Raw genomic sequence first — 26,789 nt, forward strand, 5'->3', positions numbered from 1 at the left:
TATCTCTGACATCTGACCCTTTTCTATTCTATAACTTCTGTTTTCATACTTCTGACTTCTTTTTTTACTTTTCACTCTGTAGTCTCTACTCTCTACTCTTTTTTACACTTTTCACTTTACATTTTTTTATACTTCTTTATTCCATATTCGTTATTCATCATTTTTCACTTCGGCTATAGTTGGACTAGAAGGATTGAGCCAATCATCAACTTTATCATATAACAATTCAAATAAAGTGCGTTCTGTAAGTTTAAATCTCGCACTTAATGTCATCCCTTTATTGAAGCTTCCTTTAAATCCATTTTTCAATTTGAGATGATTTTGATCGATGTTACAACGTACCTTAAAAACAGGTTGGTCATTAAGAATGTCTACATCTTTGCTGATATCCTGGATGTTACCCGAGGCCAGTCCCCATTGGTTGTAGTTAAAAGCATCGATTTGAAAATTGACAGCCTTATCCTTACTGATCAAACCAATGTCAGATGGCGAGAGGTAGCATTCTGCAATAAGCTTGGTGTCTGGAGATATTTCGGCTATAGTAAGACCACCTGCAATAAAACTTCCAGGTTCGAATCCCATGACATTCTTAAGAACTCCATCTATAGGTGCTGTAATGACAAGCTCTTTTTGGTTCTGTTCTAGTTGAGACAATCCACTTTTTAATTCTCTGATCGAACCCTGATATTCTGTTAATGAAGCTTGCCAGGTATTTTTTTGTTGTTTTCGATATTGTTGTAGACTACTAGAAGCTAATTGATGTTCAAAAGCACTGTTTTCATATTCTACTTTGGCAACTACTCCTTTTTTATATAATTTTTGATTCCGCAGATAATCGATTTTTGTTTTTTCGAATCGGGTTTGTAGTTCGCGTAATTTTTGAGTGAAATACAGGTATTCTTTTTGGTAACGGGCAGACTGGATTCTAGTAAACTTTGGTGTCATTGTATTCACCAGATATTCACAATCTGCAATAAACTGTTCGGTTTCAGTGAGCTGTATGGCTGAACGTTCTATTTTTCCGTTGATCACAGAAGTATTGGTCATCAGTAGTGTATCCCCCTTTTTTACTTTTTGGTTATCCAACATATCGGCAAATACTACTTTTCCTGATTGCAAAGGTGTAATAGCAATTCGTTCTTTACTTGGTTTTAGCATACCTCTTGCAGTAGTGTAAATGTCAATTTTGATAAAAGGCAGAAGTACTAATGCGATAATAAGAGCAATTAATAAAGTTGTGTATATTGTTTTACTTTTATGACTATGTTCAAATTGATGTACCTCGATGGTATTGTCAATGATTTCTTTTGGAAATAATTGTTTCATGTGACGATCTTTTTTAGCATTAAAAAATAAATGAGGACATCGTGATTAAATGATGTATTAAGAATTTGATGAGCGTTGTAATGAAGTTAATGAGTACGTGAGTCATGATTATTGAGATCTCTGTCTAAAATTTTAATGTTTAGGCTTAAACGTTTACTATCTGAGGTGAATCGTTTAACTCAAAAGACGAAGTCACGCGTCTTTTTGACGAAACATTTAACATCCAAGGTTAAAATTTTAACTCCTGACGTTGAAATTTCAGCTTCGGGAGTTAAAATTTTAAGGATAAGGGTTGAATTTTTAACCTCAAAGGTTAAAAATTCAATGTACAGCGTTAAACCGAACGTCTTTTTGACCCTTCAGAAGGTTATTTAGGCTTATTCTTCTGTTTCATCACTTTGAGAACTACTTCTGGTACGTGCAAAAAACTGCTTAAGTTCTGCTACTTTTTCTGTAAACCCAGGTTTACCCGCTCCTTTACTATATTGTGAATACGAATAATCGTTAAGTGCATCTTGGTAATTATCATAATCATGTAGGATTTTGGTGCTTTCTAATCGATAAGCAAGACTTTCTAAACGACCCAGCAGGTTTTCTGTAAAGACACGTGCGTTGTAATCTTTTTCGAATTCGTCCCAATCGACATCAGGAGAACTTAAGGCATTACTATTACGGCGATAATCCCAAATTTTATTCACAAACAGTTTATTGGTCTCATTAATGGCTTTGTAACTCCCCCGTTCTTTTTCGGTTAATGCTGATAATTTATCTGTAAATACGGTCTCTAATTGATTCACTAAACTTTCTGCCTGGTCTTTTTCTTCCTGGCTCAATTGATCTTGAATGATGTTTCTCATACATTGTTATTATTTATAGTTATACATTTTGTTTTTATGATTGAGGCTAGATGACAGAAGTCTGATGTATTTTTATCGCCACCTTGTCAATCCCTAAATGATGTTGATCGTTTTTCACTTAGTTTTCATTTTTATTTTCCGGCCTCCGTCTTCCAACACCCAACATCTAGCTGCTTTTAGATTCATCATTTTGAGGTTTTACATTTTAAGTTTTTCCCTTTTCACTTCTAACTTCTGTCTTCTATCTCCCAGCCTCCAACGTATGAATTAGAGAGCCCTTTTCTATCACCTCTATTAGGCTTTATCAAAGGATTCTCATTAGAGGGTGTAACTACACCAACTATGTTTTGGGTTAAGTAATAATATGTTGCGTGCTTTATAAATCAACTGTACCGCTTCTTCTGTGGTTTTCCCTTTTGCATATAATTTGTTAATCCAACTATAGAGTATTAGTTCATATGAGCCATCATGAGAAAGATTGTATATAAATAAATCCACCTTTAGATGTAACATTTTTATGATATCAGACATAAACCTATGTTTGTTGTTATATTCTTTATACTCCATGTTGATTGGTTTTATGAAGTCAAATATAGAGGGAAGGCTAACGTTATTACAAGGAGAGTATCTAAGGATTCTGGAAATTGGACTCCAAATTCATGAATTTTAAGTTTAAAAAATGGAGGAAACTTATGTAACAAATTACCTTTAAAACAAAGTATATCAAATGATAAATTTATTCATTTTAATCGAACTCCAAATAGTATAATTCACTAATTTGCATTCTGTAGACTTTTTGGCGTAGACGTAATAATTATTAAAAACCAATGATCAAATTTTTAAATATAATTTCCTGTTTTTTAATTGCTATCCTACTCTTTTCGTATATCCAAATAGATAAAAATAACTTTTTAAACGTCGAGGCAATTAATGAGTTTAACATTCCGGATTCCCTACGAGCTAAACCTTATAAATATATAGAAGAGCAACTTTATAAATATGACAACTTTGAAAATAGAGTGACTATTTATGCAAAAAGTTATATAAAGAAAGGGGTTATAGATAAAAATAGTCTTGAAATGGCTAAGGGCTACTTTTTTTTAAGTTCTGTTTCTCAGGACTCTCTTGAATTAATTTATCTAAACCATGCAATTAATTTATTAAAAGCAAAAACTAATAAAAACTACCCTGCCATTTTATATTATAGCAAAGGAGATTATTATTATAAGCGTGCAAATTATAAAGATGCACTAGATAATTATTTCATATCCTATAGGATAGCAAAAAAACATCACAATAATGTTTTAGCATATGATTCTAAATTCAACATTGGATCTTTAAAGAATAGGATTGGTAAACATGGGGAAGCCTTAAAAATTTTCAAAGAGTTCAATGATTATATCTTATCAGAGGAATCAGAATATCCCAAAGATTATTATAGTAAATTAATAGGATTGTTTGCATTATCTGATTCATATACTAAATTGAAAAAACTCGATACTGCTACCACAATTAATAAAAAAGGAATTAAAATTTCTTTATCTAATAATGATAATGATATGTATCATTATTTTATAATGAATGAAGGTGTAAATCTATATCATAAAAAGGAGTACAAAAATTCTATTGATAGTCTAAAAAAAGCCATCCCTAATCTAATTAAACTGGAAGATAAATCTAACGAAATATTTTCTAGATTTTATTTAGGTAAATCCTTATTTGCAGAAAGTAAAATTGAAGACGCAAATTTTCAATTTAGAACGGCAGATAGTTTATTTAAGGATTTTAAAGATCTATTTCCTGAAATTCGTCAAGGGTATAAAATCCTAATTAATTATTACAAAGAAAACAACAACAAGGAAAAACAGTTATTATATCTTAATAGACTAATTACTGTAGATAGCACACTAAGTTCTAACTACTTATACATCAATAACAAGATAGTTAAAGATTTTGACACCGCAAACTTGATCTTAGACAAAGAAAGATTAATTAATGATCTTAGTCAATCAAACTCATCCAAGTCTAGGAGTATCATTTCATTGGCAATAGTACTAATCATAGTATTTATACTTCTAGTTCTCAATTATAAGAAAAGAAAAAGGGATAAGATTAGATTTAAACAACTAGTGAAGAAAAATAACAAAGAAGAAAAGAATTATAAACCATTAAAAGATAAACAAAGCTTAGCCCATCTATCAGAAGATATTATCGAGATAATAAAAACCGGGTTAGATAAATTCGAATCTGAAGAAGAATATTTGACCCCAAATATTTCGATTAATACCTTGGCAAAAAGTATTAACTCTAACTCCAAATACTTGTCTGTTTTTATAAATCATTATGAACAAAAAAAATTTACTGATTATATTAATGACTTGAGAATAGAATACTCCATCGAAAAGCTTAAAAACGATCATAAATTTAGAAAATATACTATTAAGGCAATAGCAGATACAGTAGGTTTTAGCAATCCTGTTTCTTTCTCGCAAGCGTTCTATAAAAAAACAGGCATCAAACCATCTTATTTTATCAAGAAATTAGAGAATGAAGCTAAAACCTAAAAACTACAAATCAACTGATTTATAGCAACTTAATTGTTTTTTCTATTAAAAATTCCTGAATTTTTAGAGCCTTGGTGAAAATTAATAATCGAATTCTAATTATTAGTTTACTTTTGTTGGAGAAACAATTTACAAAAACAAATAACTATGAATGCGAAGAACAAATTGAAACTAAAAAAGGTTAAAATTACTAGTTTGGATCGAAAACAACTACAGATTATTCAAGGAGGTGATGGTCATATTTTGGGGCCTAAAAATAAAACAAGACCTACGAGAGAAGAATAAGCAACCATTAAGTATGATGCTATTTAATGGGAAAGTTTATTGAAAACTTTAGATTTTCAAACTTTCTTTTATGTTCTCGATATGAACATTAGGGAGTTATATTGATCGAATTTTACTTAAATTTTATGAAAAAAATATTCCTTGTATTACTACTATATCCTTTGTTTAGTAGTTCTCAGATTCAAAATACGTTCTCAAAAGACATTGTGGTTGTTAACTATAAGGAAAAAAAATTATCAGATTCTATTGGCAAATTTTGGCAACACAAGGATATTTTTTTCGATACTTTACCAGGTAGTAGTATTGACAAGGCTTATCAAGAAGTGTGGTCAAGCCCTAAAGATTCAATCATTATTGCCATAATTGATAGTGGTGTTGATATCAATCATGAGGAGCTTCAAGGTCATTTTTGGATAAACAATAATGAGGTACCTGGTAATCATTTGGATGATGATAAAAATGGATATATTGATGATATTCATGGTTGGAATTTTTTGGGTAATTCAAAAGGGAAGAGTATCAGTTATGCAAGAAAAGAATTCATAAGAATATTATGTGATAAAGGTTATTTTAAAAATGGAAAAATTAAAGATGGTGATTCGATAGGTAAAAAGGCGGAAAAAATATTTAAAGAACAGATAAAGACTCTGGATGAAGATTGGGAATATGTGATCGGTATCGAAAATGATTATAAAAGAATAGGTAAAGATTTAAAAGAGTATTTTCCAAATAAAAACTACTCTTTAGAAAAAATCAAAAAGATAGACACCATTGCAAACCCTAATTTAGCTTTTTCAGTAAAAAAGCTAGACTATTATTTGACCTATGAAGCCACTTTAGATTGGATGGTAGATTTTAAAAAATACCTAAAGGCATTAAAAAAGTTTAAATTAAATCCAGATTTCGATGATCGAAAAGAAATCGGAGATGATGTTAATGATTTGTTTGATAAATCTTACGGTAATGGAGATATCACGCCAGTAGATGAAACAGAAATACATGCCACTGCCGTTGCAGGTCTCATAGCTGCAAAAAGAAATAATAAAAAAGGCGGAAATGGTGTGATCAATAATGTTAAATTAATGATGATTCGCGCTGTACCATCAGGTGACGAATATGATAAAGATATTGCTTTAGCAATACGATATGCTGTTGATAATGGTGCCAAAATTATTAATATGAGTTTTGGTAAGTTATTTTCTAAACAACCTGAATTTGTAGAAGAAGCTATTAAGTATGCTTCGAAACATGATGTTTTGTTGGTTCATGGAGCTGGTAATGACAATCTTAATATAGATCTACATGACTTTTACCCTTTAGATTATTCAACTTCAAAAAATGAGATTACTGATAATTTCATAAATGTTGGAGCTTTAAATTACAAAATGAATCATAAATTTCCTGCTTATTTTTCCAATTATGGAAAATTAAATGTAGATATTTTTGCTCCAGGATATGAGCTACATACAACTATTCCAGAAAATTCCTATATTACTGAAAGCGGGACTTCCTTTGCAGCACCCATTGTTACAGGGATCGCCGCTATGGTAAGACTTAAGTATCCTTTGCTAAGTGCTAAACAAGTGAAACAAATAATTATAGAGTCTGGTAATAAATATCACTTACAAGTAAGAATTCCTGGCAAAACTAAAAGTCCAAGAGTTCCTTTCTCAGAACTCTCTAAGTCTGGTAAAATTGTGAATGCATATAATGCCTTATTACTTGCTGAGCAAGTGTCAAAAGATAAAAAATAATAGTGCTATTCGTAGAAAGCAGTTCTCCTGATTAATTCTGGTAAAATAATCATTTCAATTCTTGAATACATATATTTTTTGCACACTCAATAATTTAGATACAAATACCTAATATGGAAAACCCCATAAAAAAAAATTCAACTCATAATATTCTATTTTTTATATACTGGATTAATTGTCACACAGCAACCTGAGAATCAATCTGGATATCCGGTTACAGCATATTTGTCGCAGATCAATGTATTCAACATATCTATGTAACCAAATGATAAATACCTTGCTATAGTTCAGCAGAAATGTTGGACTTTTTTGTTTTTGATTTTGTACAAAATCAAAAACAAAGTATTAACAAAATATTATCTTGTTAAAGAAGAACTAAATTATTAATTTTGCACCCATTAGTATTACACACCAAAAATTACTTACATCCCCCCTCTTAGTAATGGTAATACTGTAATTCTTAAAACCACAAAACCAAGAGAACATAAAATGTCTCTGTATTTGCCCTTAGTTTCTCCATAATTGGTTTGCTATAATGGCCTACCATTTTAAAATTAATAATTGACAATTTGTATATACCAAAATGTATATGCCATAATACTTTGTATTGTAAGTTAGAGATCAACTATTTTAAAACATTATAGTTATGAAAAAACTATTACTCGTTTGTTTATTTTTTCTTTTGGGAAATCAATTCATTTCTGCCCAAGCTAATTATATCGACTGGGAATTTAGAGGAGGGAGAATTCTCTCTAACCCAGATGGTGCGGCTTCTACAAGCCCTGGTCCAGAACCTGCAGGATTATATGTATCAGGAAGTCCAACAGTGATACCTACTTCTGATGGACGCCTTCCTTCGGCTATTTTGGTAGATTTGGATAATGATAATGATCTTGATTTTATTTCGGGAAGTCAGAGAGGAACGGTTCATTATTTTGAAAACACAGGTACAGTTACTGCTCCAAATTGGGTTTTAGGCTCAATCCCATCTCTTGAAGCCATAAATATATTTGTCAGTACTACAGTAAGAAATCAAAATCGCCCTCAATTGGCAGATATCGATGATGATGGAGATCTGGATCTGTTTATCGGAACCGAGCGTAATTTTGATGGAGTTAGAGATGATGAAATTCTTTTTTATCGAAATATAGGTACTCCTGAAGTTCCAGTTTTTGAGTTCGTTCCGGATTGTTTACCTGGACTTTTAAACCAGGATATTGCGGAGTATCCAGGTTTAGGATTCGTGGATCTTGATAATGATACAGATCTTGATTTAGTCGCTTTAGGAAGTGATAGACTGACCTATTATAAAAATATCGGTACTAAAGAAAGTCCCCATTTTGAACTACAGTCTGAGGCTGATAGCCCCTGGGATGATGAGGATGCCTACTCTAATATGGATGTGCCCATACCTGTATTTGAAGATTTTGATAAGGATGGAGATTATGATATGTATTTTATGATTGATACTGGTCTTGTAAGATGGATTGAAAATGTTGGGACAGTAACAAATCCTCATTTTGCAGCCCCACAAATTGATATGGACGGAGAATTAACCAATGCAGATATAGGGGATTTTCCTACAGTTAGCTTCGGAGATGTTACAGGAGACGGACTCAAAGACGCTATTTTAGCAAACTTTAATGCTCCTCGTTTTGCCTGGTTTAGACAAGTTCCTGTTTGTGTAGATCCTGTAATTACTAATGTAACCGCTACGCCTGTACTTTGTGAAGGAGAAACATCTACCATAACGATTACAGGGACACTTAATATTGCTTCGAAATGGTCGATATATACCGATTCTTATGGGGGTACCTTATTAGGAACAACCACTACGAATACTTCTACTTTTGAGGTTATACCTACTGCTCCAAGCACTACGTATTATATTAGAGGTGAAGATGGAGACATATCTTGTATTGATGAAACAACTGCAACCGGTATGACAGTTACAATTATGGTTAATGCTATTGATGATCCAAGTTTTAACTATGATGCTGCTAACTATTGCAAAGGGGACATAAATCCGACACCAACAATTTCGGGAGTAACTGGTGGAGTATTTTCTAGTACAGCTGGATTAAGTATTAATTCTACTACAGGAGAAATTGACATTGCCGCAAGCATAGCAGGATCTTATACAGTAACGTATACCACCACAGGATCATGTCCTGACTCTAGTGATGTCATGGTAATCATCACTGATTTAGACGATGCAACTTTTACTTATGAAAACTCTGCATATTGTGCTGATGCCACAAATCCTATCCCTAACGTCACAGGGATAACCGGAGGAACGTTTAGTTCTACATTAGGGCTAAGTATTGACGGTAATTCTGGAGAAATTAGTCTAGTAGAATCCACGCCAGGAACATATACTATAACTTATACTACATCGGGTATTTGTTCTAACTCTAATACTGCAGATATAACCATTAATGCATTACCGGATACAACAGTAACAGAAAATTCTCTGACATTCACTGCTGATACGACTGGTGCAACATATCAGTGGATTAATTGTGAGACTAATCAACCAATCTCTGGAGAGACCAGTATATCATTTACGGCTACAGAAAACGGTTCTTATGCAGTGGATATAACATTAAATGGTTGCACTAACAGATCTTCGTGTATTTTAGTAGATTCTATAGTGCTCCAGCAGGAAGATACTATTTCTAATTTTAAATTATATCCTAACCCAACCGATGGGATTATAAATGTTACCATTCCTGTGCAAAAAATTTCTATATTTAATTACTACGGAAGAAAAGTGTTTGAAGCATCAACATCCACTTTTGATATTTCTTCCCTAAGATCTGGAATATATTTTATGGAAGTAGAAACCGGAAATGGCAGAACTACAAGAAAAATTGTACGCCAATAGAAAATCAAAACAATACCTATAATTTAATACACGCCTCCTGTTTACAGGAGGTTTTGTATTAAAGACAATCATCTAACCTAGTATTTTTCTCCATATTCTTACCCAAATATTCCATTTGGTAATTTTCTTTTTATCCGAAAAATGATTTTCTACTTTATCAAATGCATCTTCTATAAGCGCATTATGAAAGGAGCGTATAATAAATATCCAAAGCAATAATCCTTTTCCAACAGCATTCATTGCTATGGTATGTACCAATCGTGTTTTGTTATCCCCAGATTCAAAAATCTCTAGTTTATGTATTCCATTTAGTCCGGTTGGTTTAGAAAATTTAAATTGAATTAATTTCCCAGGTTCGTATTTTTCTATAGTATATTTTATAGGTCCATGTTCTCCTTTTGCTCCTTCTCTTAATCCTTCTTTAAATCTCATTGCCGGCCATTTTTCATAGGGCCAGATTTGATCATTCGTAGTCGATAAGGTTTCTAATATTTTGACAATTACAGATTTTGGTTGATGTATTGTTCTTTTATGAATATTGATCACTTTCATAGCTCTCACATTAGGTATATCAATTACATCTTCTTTTTCTTAGTAGGTCTTTTCTTTATCTTACTTATAAATTCTGGAGATAATCCTAAGTAAGAAGCAATCATATATTGGGGAACTCTTTGAAAAAACTGTGGATTTGCTTTTAAAAACACTTGATACATTTCCTCTCCAGAAAGAACCCTTGTGTACTTTATTCTATTGGAATTTGCAATAACAGTTCTTTCCATAATAATCCTAAACAACCTATCTATCTTAGGAAGTTTTGTTGTGAGTTCTTCAAATGAATCCAAACTTAATTCTAATAATACTGTATCTTCTAATGCCTGGATAAAATTTTCTGAAGGGCTTTGATCTAATAAACTATTATAGTTTGTATACCACCATTTATCTATTGCAAAATCCATGATTTGCTCTACTCCTTTTTCATCTATATAATACGACCTTAAACACCCTTTTATAATAAAATATCTGGCACGACAAACTTTACCTTCTTCTAATACATATGCTTTCTTTTTGAGTTTTATCACCTTTAGATACTGATAAAACAGTTCCATTTCTTCATCAGAAATTTCGATATAATTTCTAACATATTGCGTTAGATCATTGACCATATACTTAATACTTTATATTATAAGTTCTTCAAAGTACTTTATGCTTGGTGCGGTTTCAAGAAAAGAAGAAAGTTCTTCCAAAACTCCATTTTTATTTATAAAATTAATATAATTTTGATGATCTTCTTTGCTTTTCCAATCTTCATAAAAAATCATTTCATTCGTAACATCATTCAAGAGAACATGGACAGACTTACATCCCTTATAACTACGAACATTTGGTAAATTTTCTTCCAAAAAAACCTGTATTTCTTCTGATACTTCCGGTTTAATTTTTGATTCTAATACGACTTTACAACTCATAAAAATTCATGTAGATTTTTAATAAAACTATATTGTGATTTTGGATTTTATCTTAATACTTTCTTTTTCAATATTTCGTATTGCTTTTTTTAGCATCATTCGCACGATCAATTGATGAAAAGGTTTTACCAGAAAAAAATAGAAATTCCCTGACCAGTGATTAAAATTTACAATGGTTGTAATGGTTAGTTTTTTATTCTTGGATTCATTTTGGTCATCCACTAATAATGAAACTTTAAAATCAAGATGTTTATCATTCTCTCCAAGAATAACTTCTGATTCGTTTTTTGCAAACACCTTCCAAAAACCAATCGATTCTCCCACTGCTCCTGAAAAATTATTTAAAAGGTCTTTTTTATTTTTAGGTTTTTTAGCTCCCTTCAGTCCAAAAAGTGGTACAATTTTATTACGAAGATTTAATAATACATCACCCCATTTTGGTGCAGAATTTAAAAACACTTTATTGATGAACAGCAAATCTATTTTATCATCTTTATCTACAAAAAAGCCAGTATAACTATCGGCATAATCATACTGGCTTTTATATAATATTGAATGACTGGGTATTGATACCTTTGCTATCTCCATATCTTATGCATAATACAATTCAATGCGCTAATCATTACAGTAAGTAAGCGCACTATAAAAATACAAGAAGAATATCAATAAATGTTTAATCTAGATTAAGAAATATGAGGGTTATCTAAAATTAATTGTACAACTTTTTGATTGTCCAAACCATTTTACACGATTGCGAGAGGCTAAGGTATAGATAGCATCTCGTATTATTCTTGGAACAAAGACCAATAAAGCCGCAACACGTTTCCATTTTGGGATTTTGGCAACAATTTTTAGAAAACCATCAGAATGTGTATGAGACCCATTTTCGTCAATTAAAATTACAGTTTCTAACTGTTCTGTTGGATAATCAAAACTTTTAAGTAGTTGTTGTCCTTTTGGAGATTGAAATGGAATAAATTCAAAAAGATCATCCTGAGCAAATTTCATTAACCACCCTACTACTCCATTACATAAATTACACTCACCATCGAAAATAATAATACTTTTTCTTAAAAGAGACTCCATTTGATTGGTTTTTAAATTGTTACCTCTTTATAGTCGGATAGAACCATCAATCATTTCAATAGTTCTATGAGAATTTTTATAAATTTTTGAATTATGGGTAGCTATAACCACACTTTTTGCACGTTGTTCTGTAATATGTTTGAGTAGTTCAAATACCATATCTGTATTTTTTTGATCCAAATTACCTGTAGGTTCATCGGCAATAATAAGCATGGGATTATTAATTAACGCTCTTGCAATAGCAACTCTTTGTTGTTGTCCTCCTGATAGTTTGTACGATGGTCTTAATCCAAAATCTTTCATCCCCACTTCTTCTAATAAAAACAATGCTTCTTCCTTAATTTCATCCCTGTTTTTTTCTGCAAGTTTCATCGCAGGAAGCATTACATTTTGCAATACATTAAATTCTGGAAGTAAATAATGAAATTGATACACAAATCCTATATGAGCATTTCTAAAATCAGTAAGACATGATGGTGACATCGTTTTAATGCTTTCTTTATTTATAATTAGGTCACCTTTATAATTAGTATCCAGGGTTGATAAAATATATAATAAAGTAGATTTGCCACTTCCTGATTCTCCAAATACAGAAACCAGTTCTTTTTCATCAATTTGCAAGGAAACATCATTTAACACTTGCTGTTTTTGCGGTTCATGAAAATACTTATGAATATGTTTTGCTTCCAGAATCATAGGCCTCGAATTATGGTTACGGGATCAACTTGACTTGCTTTTTTTGATGGAAAATACCCTGCTAAAATTGTTGTAAATACACCAAAAGCAAGTCCTAAAATGTAATATCCCAGGTTAAAATTAATAGGATAGGTATCAACAATAATAAAGTCAGAAGTATCTAAAGGAGTTGTAGAAATCACATAACTAATGATGTATCCAAAACCCGCTCCCAAAAGAGCTCCAAATACTCCAATAATTATAGATTGAATAAGAAAAATGAAAATAATATCATTACTTGAATATCCCACCGTTTTTAATACTGCAATATCTTTTCGTTTTTGAAAGACTGTCATATTCATGATGTTGTAAATCCCAAACCCAGCAACCAAAAGCAATGCAAACGAGACCGACCAGGTTAGAATATCACGCACTTTATTGCCTATCACAATAGTCTTATTACTATCTTTCCAATCTTCTACAGTACTTCCCTCAAATTTTTGAATTAATGTTTTTTTAATCGCTACGTTATCACGATCCTTAAGTTTTATATGAATATGAGTAATCGAATTTTCTTTGTCCAATAACCGTTGTAACGTTGTTGCGGGCATATACGTACGTACATTATCAATGGTAGTAATTCCGAAACTAAATATCCCTGCAACTAGAAGTTGTTTGCTTTTCCCATTAGGCAAAATCATTTTTAACGTATCATTTGCAGAAATTTGCAAACGTTTCGCCAGGCTAACTCCGAGTAAAATTGTATTCTCTTCAGAAAGGCTTTCAAAACCACGTCCTTCTATTAATCTACGATTCAAATCAACCATTTGACGCTCTTGCAGGGGAAAAATACCATTAATACCTCCAGGTAACTGATTGGTAGTACTGATCAAAATTGCAGGTGAAATTATCTGATGTGCAAAAGAATGCACATTATCATGATCTGATAACAGTGCATTAATTTGATCGATATCTTTAAGCGTGTTTAAATTCCCTCCCAGAGATTGTTGTTTAGAAAACTCTTCCTGTTTTCCGCTTATAATTACATCAGGACTCCCTTTAAATACAGCATCATCCAAAAAATCATTAACCCCTGTCATAAAATTAATCATGACAATAAATGTAGTTACACCAAGCATCACTCCCACTGTCGCCAGAAAACTTTGTTTCTTTCTAGCGAATAGATATTGTAATGCTATAAAAAAATTGGTTTGGTTAAAAATTGGTTTAGGCATATCCCATAGGTCGGGAAAATTAAGAAAGAATTACAAGAATAGTGAAAGAAATACTAAACATTACAACTTAACAATCAACCTATTAACAAACACTCATCCCATTTAGTATCAAATGGCGCCAGATACGACAGTATAGATAATCCAATACCGGCAATACCTTCTAGTACACTAATCTCTGTTCGCCATCCCGGATGTTCGCCTCCTACCCACTGCATATATCCTGCATGTCCTTTTTTATGCACAGCCATATCAAGTCCTACATTCATCCAAAAACCAGCAGTTTCTTCAAATATAGGGTCACGCGTTTCAGTATACATATAATTGTACATATGCATTACCCCAAAAGCGCCATGGCACAATCCCGCATCATTAATCGATGTCTCTGTAAGGTCTCTTCTTTTTGCTGCGTGTTTTAATATTGCAACAGCTTCATTTTTATACTTCGTATTATCTAACACCTTACCAACTCTCCACAGTGTTATTCCTATCCCTAAATCTCCATAACACCAAGCCAATCTCGAACTCTCGCTCTTTTTATTGTCACAGGTTATCCAACTAGGAAAAGATGATGAATCTGTAGTTTTCTTGTTTTTTAAGCTAAAAATATACTTCACCGATTGCTGTAGTAAAGTAACCACTTCTTTATTAAAATCATCATATGCTGCTAATCGTGATAAAAAATTAATAATACTTGTGATTCCATGAGCAAAACTAAGGTTATACCCTTTTACATCCTCATCTCGTATTAAATACGATTCCCATTTTGCTCTATTGTCTTCTATCTGCGACGTTTTTTGAAGTAACGCCACGATCTCTAATAAAAGACCTTTATATTTTTCTTTTAAGGTTTTTGATTTGGTATTTTGATATCGTTTTACAAAGTAGAATCCCACACCTAATATCCCATGCAAGAAATCGTAAAAATTTTGATCGCTCTCTGTGTTCTTTATAAACTGAATTAAATAGGTGTCAAATCCTGATAATACCTCATCACAATCTATATCTATAAATTCTTCTTCTTGTAACAATTCTATTGCCCAGGCCGCTCCTGCAATTCCAGAGCAAAAAGTCGGAAGTGTATATCCTTCATTTATCTTTTGAAAAACCAATCCCAGGAGTTCAACTCCGATTTCTGCATGAGATTCTTCATTCATCAACTTAGCATAATAAAACTGAAACAAAGCAATTCCCGAAATACCCGACAATACTCCTATCTCTTCTTTATGGGTATATTCTTTTTGTAGGATTTCTGCAATCTCCTTTAGTTTTTCTAATAAAACCTGTTCTTGATTCATACTTTTTTCTTTCTATAAGAGAAAAAAGCCGCCTTTATGGGGCAGCTTTCTTGCTATTTAAACCTAAATGCTTGATAATATCAATACAAGAAAAATGTTTATGATATTCTGAAAAAAAATCTTGTATCGAATTTACTATCAATTATCTTAGAAGCACATGCGTCCAGGAGGAGGGCAAGAATTAAGAGCTCCTTCTGTTGGACAGCAACCAGAATGTCCGCCTTGTACCTTATGTAATGCCGATGTATCTAATTTGCTTATGGTTTCTTTTTTAAGTTCTAAATTTTTCAATGATTTTTTCATGAGATATATTTTAAAAACTATCTACTCTGTTAAAGGCTTTTCGATTTCCGCCATATGTTTAAGAAGGTTGATACATCTAATACCGGTTTTTATATGAAATTGATCAACCCTATATCTCTAATTAATCTGAGTTCGATCTAAAGTGAATTAAAAAAAGTCGTCAAATTGAGTGGTTTTTCATAATGGCCTCTCGACTATACTCGAGGTGACAGAAGAAAAATTGTACTTCGACAGACTCAGTAGAGCTATCGAAATTAGACTTTTTGAGTCGAAAACAACCATTCTCGATACAATCCTCCTTATGTCGGATCACTCGAATTGGCGTTGTTTTCTAACATCGAACTCACGCTAATTAGAAGCATTGAACTCCTGGAGGAGGGCAAGAATTAAGCGCTCCTTGTGTTGGACAAAAATTTGTAGGATTACACATTGCCGTTGCATGCCATCCTCCTTTTACCTTGTCCAAATTAAGTTTACTAATGGTTTCTTTTTTAAGCTCCAGATTTTTTAATGATTTTTTCATGAGATATGTTTAAAAAAACTACCTACTCTATTTTAAAAGGTTTTCGGCTTCCCCTTATCAAAATCGATTTTAACAGTAAGATCTTGATCTCAAGATAGCCTGAAATACAGCTAGTGAAAAATTAGAATTCCTCAAATTTGATAAAATAAGGAGCTAAAAAAAGCCCTGTGAATCACAGGGCTTTTTTTAGTATAAAATCATGGAATATGACTATCCTCACACCAGGCATCAGATTCTAAATTTGTGACAGTAGATGGATAACTACTACCTCCATTAATCTGATTCAAGCTATCATTGCTAATTCTAGCGATAGTCAACTTTTTCAGCTCAATTTTGTGTGTTTTTTTATTCTTCATACTAACAAATGATTTAATTGAATTTTTAACCTTTTTTAAATATAGGTGATACGTAAGCTACATCATAGTTTGCAAGCCTTATTTTAGATAATTTGCGGTGCTCTTTTTAAAGCTATTTCTTAGGATTGTAATTGCTCCTCCATATGCTCAATCTTCTTGATATAATACGATGGATTTAATCCTGTCTTAGCCTTAAAATGCTTAGTAAAAGAATTATCACTTTTATACCCAATTTCTTTGGCAATAGATACGATAGAAAAAGATCTGAATTTCTTATCGTTTTTCAACCTCCTTAACACATAATCAATTCGTAACTCATTAATGTAACTATTAAAATTTTTGCCTTTATACATTTTAATAATCTTGGATAAATAGGTCGTATTCGTCTTTGTCTTCTTTGCAATGGATCCCAGGCTACAATCCGATCTCAAGAAATACTCTGTTGCTTCCAGCTTACTTAACCCTTTAAGGACTTCATCGACTTTTATATCGTCAATTATGATTTCTTTTACTTCCTCTTTTTGTTCTCCTTCCTTTTGTTCACGAAGTTCTAACACTTCTATTTTTTGCATCAAATCCTGAAATAATACCGTATTCTTCTTTTGCTTCTTTCTATAGTTAAATACTACAAAAACAAAAGCTACTGAAACAATAATCAATATAATCAGCACATAGGTTTTAGTTTGCTTATCAGCTATTTGATCACCTTTTAAGTTCTCAATTTCGTTCTCTAATTTTTCTGCTTCAGCGGTATAAATTTTACTTACGGTTTTATCTTTATTCTTTTGATATTCCTCATTCAACTCCAGGTACTTATTGTGCCAATACAGAGCTTTCTCCAAATCCTTTTTTTCTCCATAACAATTAGCAATAAGCAAATGAGATTGAATCACAGGCATTTTATCCAAATCGGTTTCTTTAATTGAATCCAGTGTTTTATCTAAATATGCAATCGCTTTATCATATTCCTTTTGTTCATAATGACAACTCGCCAAAAAATAATTGATATTGGTTTGTGGAAAGAATTTGTTCTCAATATCAAAATTTAATATAATATCTTCTGCTTTTAACAAGAATTCAAATGCCTGGTCATATTGCTTCGTATGGTAAAACACCATTCCTTTTTTAATATACAGATCCATTACCCCTTCTTTAAAACCAACAAGTTTACTTATCACAATCCCTTTTTCTGCATAATGCAATACAGAATCATAGTATTCGGCACCTAGATATACTTCATTAACCGTTGTTAAAATTCTTGCATGAGTTTCAGTTTCTTTAAAAGAGGTTTTATCAATAGATTTTAATATTTGCCTAGAGATTTCCAGGGCTTTATCCAACTGGTTCATCCTTGTTAAAACAATAATCAACCCAGAATTGGTAACTATTTGTTGTTCGAGATCTTCCGCTGATTTTGCAATATCCAAAGCAAAGTAATAGGCATCCAAAGCACTTTGGTTATCCCCTTCTCTTAAACCCGTATGCCCTTTTAGCGTATAAAACTTGCTAAGAAGTTCATACTCTTTTCGCTTTTTTGTGATACCTATTCCCTTATCCAGATATATGTTACATTTTTTAAAATCATCCCTAAAATAAAAAAAAAGGCTTACTTGAAGATACTGTTCTACCGTTTCTAAATCTTGTTGTGGATAGTTCAGTAGAGCTGTTTCGTATTGCTCACGCTCATCCGGAGTTGCTTTCTTAATAAGATCAACCAGTTCTTGTGGAGTTTTATCACCGAGTTCTGTACTGTTTATTTTTTGATTGTCTTGCGCATATAATGCTGCAACCTGAAAAACAGGTAAAACAAAAAAGAAAAATATATAGCGTAGCAAAAGCCTTTTACAAAAAAACATCCTGTTGAGTGTGAAGTGATCACTCAAATGTAAGGATTCCTTTTAAATTATTTTAATACGAAAATAAGTGGTGAAAAGCGTCGAATGTCGGAAGATGGAAGTTGGAAGTGAAAATATATTATATCATACTCCAGACCTTGATTTTATATTTTCAAACTTCCGGCCTCAAACCCTTAACAATTAATTAACATTTTGGAACCCCCAGTCCCGAAAAATGAAACTGGCAGGTATTAATATTGTACCAGGAAAACATAAAACATGGGGAAACCCGTAAAATTTTTATTGAGAAAACATCGTTTTTTGTGCCGCTAAACACAAATTCGTAATGGGAAAATTAAAAACAATTACAAAATCACTTTTATGAAAAAACAAATGCTATTTATCCTTGGGATGGTATGTGCCTTAACTTTTGGGCAAGAAGTTCCTAATATTTCTCCCCCAACTCCAGAGGCTGCTGCTTTGGGTAAATTTATAGATATCCCTGTGAGTCTACACACAGGTACGCCCAATATTTCTATCCCAATAGTCAATATTGCAGAACAGGAAATAAACATTCCTGTATCTTTAAATTATCATGCTTCCGGAATAAAAGTTAATGAAATTGCGTCTCGTGTTGGTCTGGGTTGGGCACTCAATGCAGGAGGTATGATTACGCGTAATGTGAGAGGTATTGCCGATGATGACCCTCAGGGGTTTATTAATACCAGTAATACAGTAAGCAATTACTTTACTTCCAACGCTTCAGAAAAGAATCTACTTTTTCAAAATGCTATAGATGGACACCAGGATTATGAGTCTGATGTATATTATTTTAACTACCCTGGAGGAAGTGGAAAATTTTTCTTCGATCAAAATGGTGGGATATATAGTCATCCAAAAAATGATCTAATTATTAACTATACAAAAGACAACTCAAATAAGATTGTTGGTTGGGAAATTACTACCGAAACGGGGCTAATCTATACTTTTGGTACTATTCCAGGAACCTTAGATACAGTTCTTGAAACCAAACAAAGTAGGATTAGAGCTCAAAATCAGAACCTTCCCTCGGCAATTAATTTCTATACTTCTGGTTGGTATCTTACACAGATCAAAGATCATAAAGGGAATCGTATTCGTTTCAATTATACAAGAGGCACCAACGAAATTGAGTATTGGAATATATTGGAACAGAAAAAATACATACAAGCTTCTCTGAATGGAGATTGTACTACCCCGGGAGTATCTCTTACATTTTCTGAAGATCGCTATTTTCCTACATATCTTACCTCTATTGTAACACCTAAGGGAAGTATCCACTTTGACTATACTATTTCCCGAACGGATCTCAAAAATGATAAAGCACTTTCTAAGATTGAGCTAAAAGATACTAATAACAAGATTGTTGATCGTTATTTATTTGAATATGGGTATTTCACTACTAGCACATGGGAGCATTTTGGAAACTATGGAGATCTTGACCAAAGAACTAAGAAATTGTACTTACAAAAGATCAAACAACAAAAAGGAAACACAATCAATCAGGAACATAACTTTACCTATTACCAGGAACACCCATTTCCTGAGCGATTTTCATTTGATAAAGATTTTTGGGATTATGCTAACGGTGTTGATAACCAATATTTATATCCAGAATTTGCATATACAACCAATACTGGCCCAGTACACGTAGACGGAGGAGATCGCACAGTGGATGAGTCTCACGCACAAACGCTATTATTGAAGGAAATAGAATATCCTACCAAAGGTAAAACAGAGTTTGTATACGAATCCAATACCGTGTCAGGTGGAGCAGCTTTCTTTGCTGGTAACAGGTTAACTTCTAAGTTAATTATAGGGTCACAAGTTGTAAACTCTAACGTTCCTGGAGAAACTGTTAGTTCTAATTTTACTCTCAATGAGAGCGGTATTGTTTCCTACAGAACCTCTTTTTCTCAGAATTGTCTTGGTGACCATACTCGCGATTGCCCCACCATCAAAATCACTAAAGCCAATGGTGATTTGGTACTCACGTTTCCTAACGCTAATGAGACAGGAGTAATGGATCTGGAAGCTGGAACTTATACTATAAGCATAAAAAATGGCCCCTTCCTTTCTGACGGTGCAGCAGACATATCTTTTTATAAACAAACCATAGAAAATGACAATAACAATCCTTCTAATGTAGCAAAGACAGGAGGCCTTAGAATTAAAGAAATGCGATTTAAAGATGATAATGGCACTATCCTAAATACTAAGAAGTACACCTATAATCAATTTGGTAATACGGGTTTATCAAGTGGCTTATCGCTAAATCCACCTGTTTTTTTAATAAAAAATGCTCCTTTTCGCCAAGGTCCTAATTCTTGTTTTTTTAATGTTATCCAGTCCAATAGTATATTTCCATTTAACGGACAAAGCACGTATCACGTTGGATATACTAACGTTACAGCATATAACACTGATAAAGAACAAGGTAAAACAGAGTACACCTATAGTTTTTTTGCTGATGCTGGCGGGTTTGGTAGTTCTAATGAGTATGTTTGGTCAGAAAACTTTTATCCTTTTGCTCCAGCCGTGGATTATTCTCACAGAAGAGGGTTATTAATTCGTGAAAAAACATATAAATATAATAAAGACAGAGGCACATTTGATGAAGTAGAAGAAATATATAATACTTATAAAAAACAAGGGGATATTCGAATTGATAATATAGCCATGGGCTATGTTGGTAGTGCGGGTGCTGGATATTTGGGATATGATAATCTAAGTGAACGCTATTTATTAGAACAAACCGAAAAAACAAATCAGTATAATTCTGGAGCAGTAAAGACAACCATTCAATACGGATATGATCCAGGCTATCAAGGTAGAACCATGCCCATACAGACTACAACCACTGATAGTAATGCAGAAACGGTAGTTACAAAAAGCTATTATCCAGATGATGTTATTTCTACAACTGCACTAGGAAAAGCTTTAACCACTGCTGAATACAATACCATCTCTAAGTTGAAGAAAAAAGCAACACAACACCGTATTGCAGCACCTATACAGCAAGAGACATACATAAATGGAGAACTTACTTCCCGACAGCGTACCAAATACAAAGATTGGAACACTAGCATTGTTTTACCTGAAATCGTCCAATCTGCTAAAGGGGATGCAACCCTACAAGATCGTATCGAATATCTGGATTATGATACTAACGGTAACCCCTTAGAAGTGTCCCAAGTCGATGGACGTCATATCATGTATGTTTGGGGATACAATAATACTCAACCGATTGTAAAAATTGATAATGCCAGTTATACTGGGATACCTACAGCAGTAACAACGCTGATCAATCAGTTAAAAGCCACATCAGATACAGAAGACACTGCAGGCGAAGAAACCACCATGCATACCTTGTTTAAAAACTTAAGGGAACATCCTTATTTTGCCAAGGCACAAATCAGTGGGTATACCTACGATCCTTTAATTGGAGTGACCACAGTTACCGATCCCAAAGGATATACCATGTCCTATCATTATGATGAGTTTAATCGTTTAGAGTACATCTTAGATCAAGATCAACATATAGTACAGCAAGTGCGCTATAATTATCAAGGTCAACAATCTGATGCTTTGGGCGGAGTAATTATCGATACTCCGGTTGATCAGCCTAAGGTTCCTAATCAGCCTGCTACCTTTACTGCCAATACTTCTGGTAGTGGGAGTGCTAATCTATATACATGGAGTGTGAATGGTGTACAAGAACAATGTAGTAGTGGAGTAAGTTTTACCAAAACCTTTACTAGTGAAGGTACTTATGAAGTAAAGGTATTAGCCTACAATACGGAAACTAAACATAGAGTAAGTCATACCCTGAGTGTAATAGTAAAATATCCTGAATTGGTTACACCTATATTGACTGCAAATTATACCAATATCGTAAAAGGAACCAATGTTGATTTTAGTGCATCGAGCATAGGAGGTGGTACAGGGAACCTTCGTTATGAATGGTATGTGAATAATGTGAAACAAGCTGGTACAGCAACTACATACAGATACAAACCTAATACACAGGGAACCTATAACATATATTTTAAAGTCATTGATACCGAGAGTGGAAAATCGGTAAATAGTGCAGTGCGAAAATTGTATGCGTATAATCCTTTAAACACACCCAATGTAAGTGCATCAAAAGCGCATATAGAACAAGGAACCACGACAACATTTACAGCCTCTAATATAGGTGGGGGATCAGGATCTCGAAGGTATGAATGGTATGTGAATAATGTAAAACAAAGTGCTACAGGAACAACATACGCTTATCATTTTCCTAATGCAGGAACCTATACCATCAAATTTAAAGTAGTGGACTTAACCATGCAGAATGCAAATTCTAAATGGGGAGCTAATAGCCCTGTCTTGAAAGTATATCCTAAAATGGTTGTTAGTACAAGCCAGTCTGCTACCTCGGTCTCAGGTTCTAGTGCAAACGTATCATTTAATGTAACAAGCATTTCTGGGGGATCAGGATCACGTCAAATCACATGGAGAGCCTTTAAAGCTGTTAGTCCATCACAAACTGCTGGCTCAGGTACTGGGACACAGTTCAGTTTTTCCAATTTTGCAACAGGGACTCATGAGTATAATATTACGGCTACAGTTAAGGATAACCTAACAGGTAAACAGGTCACAAGGCTTATGGTAGTCGTATCCAGTATTTCTGATGAAGATTGCCCAAATTGTGGACCACAACATTAATCCCATAAAGAATAAGTAAGATGATAAACAATAAAATTATATATAGTGTCATAGGACTACTTATGGGATTGCAAGTACAAGCCCAGGTAGTGTTGTCTGATAAGAATTATGTCCATACCACGGTTCCTCAAACTGCAGTAACTATTACTGATATGGAGAATGTGAATTGTGCCAATGCCAATGATGTAGATAACACCATAGAGAGTGTTACCTACTATGATGGTCTGGGGAGACCCATACAGCAAAGAGCCATTAAAGCCTCTCCCGATGGTAAAGATATCGTTACCCATATGCAGTATGATGCCTATGGCAGACAAGACAAACAATATCTTCCTTTTGGGGCGAACAATACTGTTGGGAGTTATAAAACCGTAGATGTCAATATTGATATCAATGCGTATTATAAAAATACGTATTCAGATGATTTTCCTGGGATTACGACTAATCTGGGAGATGTTAACGCCTATAGTGAGAGTGTATTTGAAGCTTCTCCTCTAAACAGAGTCACAGAACAAGGTGCCCCAGGAAAAGCATGGAAAGCTGATCCCAACAGTGATACCGATCATACGATCAAATTTGAATGGGGTACTAATATAGCTAATGAAGTAGTGAATTTTACGGTGGCCTTTACTGGGGGTGATACCCAAAAGCCAGAACTGGTACAAGAGAATCATTATGCACCCAATCAATTAGTGGTAACCATCACCAAAGACGAGAATTGGACACCCACAGATGGAGACTTACATACCACCAAAGAATATAAAGACAAACAAGGTAGAGTAATCCTGAAGAGAACCTATGCATCGACACTTTTAGCAACATCAGAAGCACATGACACCTATTATGTCTATGATCGTTTCGGGAATCTTACCTATGTGATTCCACCAAAAGTCAATACTACAGATGGAGTATCAAACACAGAGCTTGCTGAACTCTGCTACCAATACACATATGATTATAGAAATAGACTCATCGAAAAGAAAATCCCGGGAAAAGGATGGGAGTATATTGTCTACAATACACTTGATCAACCCGTACTTACCCAGGATGCAAATCTAAGAGCAAAAAGTAGGTGGTTATTCACTAAATATGATGCTTTTGGTAGAGTAGCCTATACCGGAATCATAGAAAATGGTAGCACAGTGGCTTTACTACGCAACAAAACAAGTTCGTCTACCTATAAGGCTTATGAAACCAAAACCACAAGCCCAACAACTATTGCGGGTACACCTATATATTATACCAATGACATGTACCCGGTAAGGATGTATAGAATTCTTACCATTAATTATTATGATGATTATACTTTTGATATCGACGGATTAACCCATCCAGGAACTGTATATGAAGAAACCATAGATACTAATACCAAGTCTTTACCCACAGGAAGCAAAGTACGCGTATTGGATACCAATGATTGGATTACCACAGTAACCTATTATGATGATAAATCAAGACCAATATATGTAGGTAGTAAAAATGATTATCTAAACATAACAGATATTATAGAAAGCAAACTGGATTTTGTGGGTAAAGTAGAAGAAACCAAAACCACACATACTAAAGGAAGTAATGCTCCTATAGTAACAGTAGATAAGTTTACCTATGATCATATGGGGAGACTCCTTACTCAAACTCAAAAGATCAATACACAGGATACCGAGCAGATTGTAAGTAATACTTATGATGCCCTTGGACAACTGAAACAAAAGAACGTGGGAGGCACTTCGACTCCGCTCAGTGGCAGCAATGGAACCCTGAGCGAAGTCGAAGGGTTACAAACCGTAGACTACACCTACAACATAAGAGGCTGGTTAAAAACGATAAACGAAGGCACAACAGCTAATGGAGATCTGTTTGGCTTTAAGATCTATTATAATGAAGGTACAAATCCCTTATACAATGGTAATATCGCTGCAACATCATGGCAAACCGCTAACGATAATGTAAACAGAAGTTATGATTATAACTACGATGCTCTCGACCGGATATTGAGTGCGACTAGTGGAGATAACCGTTATGACGTTAATAATATTAGCTATGATAAGATGGGTAATATTTTATCGTTAAATAGAAATGGTTGGCAAAACACATCAAATTATACAAATCTTGATGTACTAAGTTACAATTATGATAGTGGTAATAAATTATTGAGTGTTACTGATTCTGGAAATAAAACCTATGGTTTTAGGGATGGAAATACTACAGGTAATGATTATGGATATGATACTAATGGAAATCAGATTTTGGATCAAAATAAAGGCATTACTGAAATCATTTATAATCACCTTAATTTACCAAAAAAAGTAACGGTTGTTACTACAGAACATAATGGAAACCTCCAGTATATTTATGACGCAAAGGGTGGTAAATTGCAAAAGGTTGTAACGGATAATGGTAATGTAACCACTACAGATTATAGCGGTAAGCATATTTACAAGAACGGAATACTAGATCACATAATACACCCCGAAGGATATACAGAACCAGAAAACGATGGTTCATTTACTTATGTTTATAGCTATAAAGACCTAAATAGAAATACTAGGCTTACCTATACAGATACTAATAAAGATGGTACAATAGATGTAACCAATGAGATAAGAAAAGAACGTAATCATTACCCTTTTGGGATGCTTCATCAGGGATATAATAACATCACCAGAGGAGCGGTAAATAATCATAATACTTTTCAAGGGCAGGAACTAAATCAAGAACTAGGATTAAATTGGGTATCCTTCAAATGGCGTAATGCCGATCCTGCTATAGGAAGATTCTTTAATACTGACCCATTATCAGAACAGTTTATGTATAATTCTACCTATGCTTTTTCAGAAAACAGGGTGGTTGACGGTATAGAGTTAGAAGGGTTAGAATATGTAAATGCTAATGATGCAAGGTTGATTATACGAAATAATGGCGCAGTACATTTAAACTTCTCTAATATGACAACCCCGACTAGAAATAGTTTTAATGCAGTTAATAATAACAGAGACTATTGGTCTGGAGGTAATATGGGAGCAGCTCATCTTAATACAAAAGCAGGGCAATTTAATTTTGGCTCAATAGGCTCGAGATTACAAGATATACGAGGGGTAAGATCTCAAGAACACAAAATACAACCTCCAATAGCAAAATCAACAGGGAAACCAGACAAAAGGTTTAAAAATAGATCTATTGGAGGTGGCTCTTTAGTGGGAGGTAAAGAACGGGGCAGTGCCAGGGCAATGCTCGCTATAGAAGCGGTAAGAATAGGGTTTAAAGCTTTGTATTGGGGATTTACCAAATATGATGAAAGCGTGACTGGTGATCAGTTAATTCTTTTACAAAAAGCAGGATTTAATTTAAATAATGCTTTAGAAGAAGGATTAATCCCAGAAGGTAACATTAATATTGAAGATTTATCTGGTATATTGCAGGGCATTTTTAGTGGTAGTGCAGATGACCCTACATTAAACTCAATAGGCATCACCATTTACAATCGCTATAATGACAGGCAAAGTGAGGCTGCAGAACAAGAGTTCTGGCAACGTGAAAGTGAAAGAACAGATAAAATAATACGAAAAGGACTAGGTCTTGATGATTAAATG

20 protein-coding genes are annotated in these 26,789 nt (G+C 33.5%); 6 read left to right on the forward strand and 14 right to left on the reverse strand.

From position 1 onward, the window contains the following. Positions 1-150 precede the first annotated feature (150 nt). The 3 genes from DK442_RS10975 to DK442_RS10985 form a co-directional block, all read right to left on the reverse strand. The gene (locus DK442_RS10975) at positions 151-1,326 is read right to left on the reverse strand and encodes an HlyD family secretion protein (protein WP_109435927.1); all 1,176 of its coding nucleotides are present in this window, start codon (positions 1,324-1,326) and stop codon (positions 151-153) included. A gap of 377 nt (positions 1,327-1,703) precedes the next feature. Further along, positions 1,704-2,183, reverse strand: coding sequence for a hypothetical protein (locus DK442_RS10980; protein WP_109435928.1), 480 nt, complete (start codon positions 2,181-2,183; stop codon positions 1,704-1,706). Between the two features lie 318 nt (positions 2,184-2,501). Then, positions 2,502-2,750 carry a hypothetical protein gene (locus DK442_RS10985; protein ID WP_109435929.1) on the reverse strand — a complete coding sequence of 83 codons (249 nt, stop codon included), beginning with the start codon at positions 2,748-2,750 and terminating at the stop codon, positions 2,502-2,504. A 260-nt stretch (positions 2,751-3,010) separates the two neighbouring features. Here DK442_RS10985 and DK442_RS10990 point away from each other — a divergent pair, with 260 nt between their 5' ends. From DK442_RS10990 to DK442_RS11000, 4 genes are all read left to right on the forward strand, one after another. Beyond that, entirely contained in the window at positions 3,011-4,747 is a 1,737-nt protein-coding gene (locus DK442_RS10990) for a helix-turn-helix domain-containing protein (RefSeq protein WP_109435930.1), read from the forward strand. 147 nt (positions 4,748-4,894) lie between these two features. Beyond that, complete coding sequence (locus DK442_RS28180) at positions 4,895-5,032, forward strand: hypothetical protein (protein ID WP_160114123.1); 138 nt, start codon at positions 4,895-4,897, stop codon at positions 5,030-5,032. 125 nt (positions 5,033-5,157) lie between these two features. After that, positions 5,158-6,786, forward strand: a complete 1,629-nt coding sequence (locus DK442_RS10995; RefSeq protein ID WP_109435931.1) for a S8 family serine peptidase — start codon at positions 5,158-5,160, stop codon at positions 6,784-6,786. Positions 6,787-7,432: 646 nt separating this feature from the next. After that, positions 7,433-9,673, forward strand: coding sequence for a T9SS type A sorting domain-containing protein (locus DK442_RS11000; protein WP_109435932.1), 2,241 nt, complete (start codon positions 7,433-7,435; stop codon positions 9,671-9,673). 72 nt (positions 9,674-9,745) lie between these two features. Here DK442_RS11000 and DK442_RS11005 read toward each other — a convergent pair whose 3' ends face one another. From DK442_RS11005 to DK442_RS11045, 11 genes are all read right to left on the reverse strand, one after another. Then, complete coding sequence (locus DK442_RS11005; protein ID WP_109435933.1) at positions 9,746-10,225, reverse strand: hypothetical protein; 480 nt, start codon at positions 10,223-10,225, stop codon at positions 9,746-9,748. Between the two features lie 23 nt (positions 10,226-10,248). Further along, positions 10,249-10,836, reverse strand: coding sequence for a Crp/Fnr family transcriptional regulator (locus DK442_RS11010; RefSeq protein WP_109435934.1), 588 nt, complete (start codon positions 10,834-10,836; stop codon positions 10,249-10,251). A 12-nt stretch (positions 10,837-10,848) separates the two neighbouring features. After that, on the reverse strand, positions 10,849-11,139 hold the full coding sequence (locus DK442_RS11015) for a putative quinol monooxygenase (protein ID WP_109435935.1): 291 nt from the start codon (positions 11,137-11,139) through the stop codon (positions 10,849-10,851). 27 nt (positions 11,140-11,166) lie between these two features. Next, positions 11,167-11,727, reverse strand: a complete 561-nt coding sequence (locus tag DK442_RS11020; RefSeq protein ID WP_109435936.1) for a DUF2867 domain-containing protein — start codon at positions 11,725-11,727, stop codon at positions 11,167-11,169. Between the two features lie 111 nt (positions 11,728-11,838). Next, positions 11,839-12,225 carry a thiol-disulfide oxidoreductase DCC family protein gene (locus tag DK442_RS11025; protein WP_109435937.1) on the reverse strand — a complete coding sequence of 129 codons (387 nt, stop codon included), beginning with the start codon at positions 12,223-12,225 and terminating at the stop codon, positions 11,839-11,841. 27 nt (positions 12,226-12,252) lie between these two features. Then, positions 12,253-12,921 (reverse strand): ABC transporter ATP-binding protein, encoded by a 669-nt coding sequence (locus DK442_RS11030; RefSeq protein ID WP_109435938.1) that lies wholly within the window; start codon positions 12,919-12,921, stop codon positions 12,253-12,255. Next, the gene (locus DK442_RS11035; RefSeq protein ID WP_109435939.1) at positions 12,918-14,135 is read right to left on the reverse strand and encodes an FtsX-like permease family protein; all 1,218 of its coding nucleotides are present in this window, start codon (positions 14,133-14,135) and stop codon (positions 12,918-12,920) included. The genes DK442_RS11030 and DK442_RS11035 overlap by 4 nt, the downstream gene beginning before the upstream one ends. A 74-nt stretch (positions 14,136-14,209) precedes the next feature. Next, positions 14,210-15,430: a lanthionine synthetase C family protein gene (locus tag DK442_RS11040; protein ID WP_109435940.1), complete on the reverse strand. Its 1,221-nt coding sequence runs from the start codon at positions 15,428-15,430 to the stop codon at positions 14,210-14,212. A 147-nt stretch (positions 15,431-15,577) separates the two neighbouring features. Further along, complete coding sequence (locus DK442_RS28185) at positions 15,578-15,733, reverse strand: class I lanthipeptide (RefSeq protein ID WP_160114124.1); 156 nt, start codon at positions 15,731-15,733, stop codon at positions 15,578-15,580. A 352-nt stretch (positions 15,734-16,085) separates the two neighbouring features. Beyond that, entirely contained in the window at positions 16,086-16,256 is a 171-nt protein-coding gene (locus DK442_RS28190; protein ID WP_160114125.1) for a hypothetical protein, read from the reverse strand. A 475-nt stretch (positions 16,257-16,731) separates the two neighbouring features. Next, positions 16,732-18,447 carry a tetratricopeptide repeat protein gene (locus DK442_RS11045; RefSeq protein ID WP_160114126.1) on the reverse strand — a complete coding sequence of 572 codons (1,716 nt, stop codon included), beginning with the start codon at positions 18,445-18,447 and terminating at the stop codon, positions 16,732-16,734. A gap of 381 nt (positions 18,448-18,828) precedes the next feature. On the opposite strand from DK442_RS11045, the gene DK442_RS11050 reads away from it, so the two are divergent. Then, a complete protein-coding gene (locus DK442_RS11050) occupies positions 18,829-23,199 on the forward strand; it encodes a PKD domain-containing protein (protein WP_109435942.1) in 4,371 nt (1,456 codons plus the stop codon). A 20-nt stretch (positions 23,200-23,219) separates the two neighbouring features. Beyond that, positions 23,220-26,786 carry a DUF6443 domain-containing protein gene (locus DK442_RS11055; protein WP_109435943.1) on the forward strand — a complete coding sequence of 1,189 codons (3,567 nt, stop codon included), beginning with the start codon at positions 23,220-23,222 and terminating at the stop codon, positions 26,784-26,786. Positions 26,787-26,789 lie beyond the last annotated feature (3 nt).

The organism is Aquimarina sp. AU119, from assembly GCF_900312735.1.
Lineage (GTDB): Bacteria > Bacteroidota > Bacteroidia > Flavobacteriales > Flavobacteriaceae > Aquimarina > Aquimarina algiphila.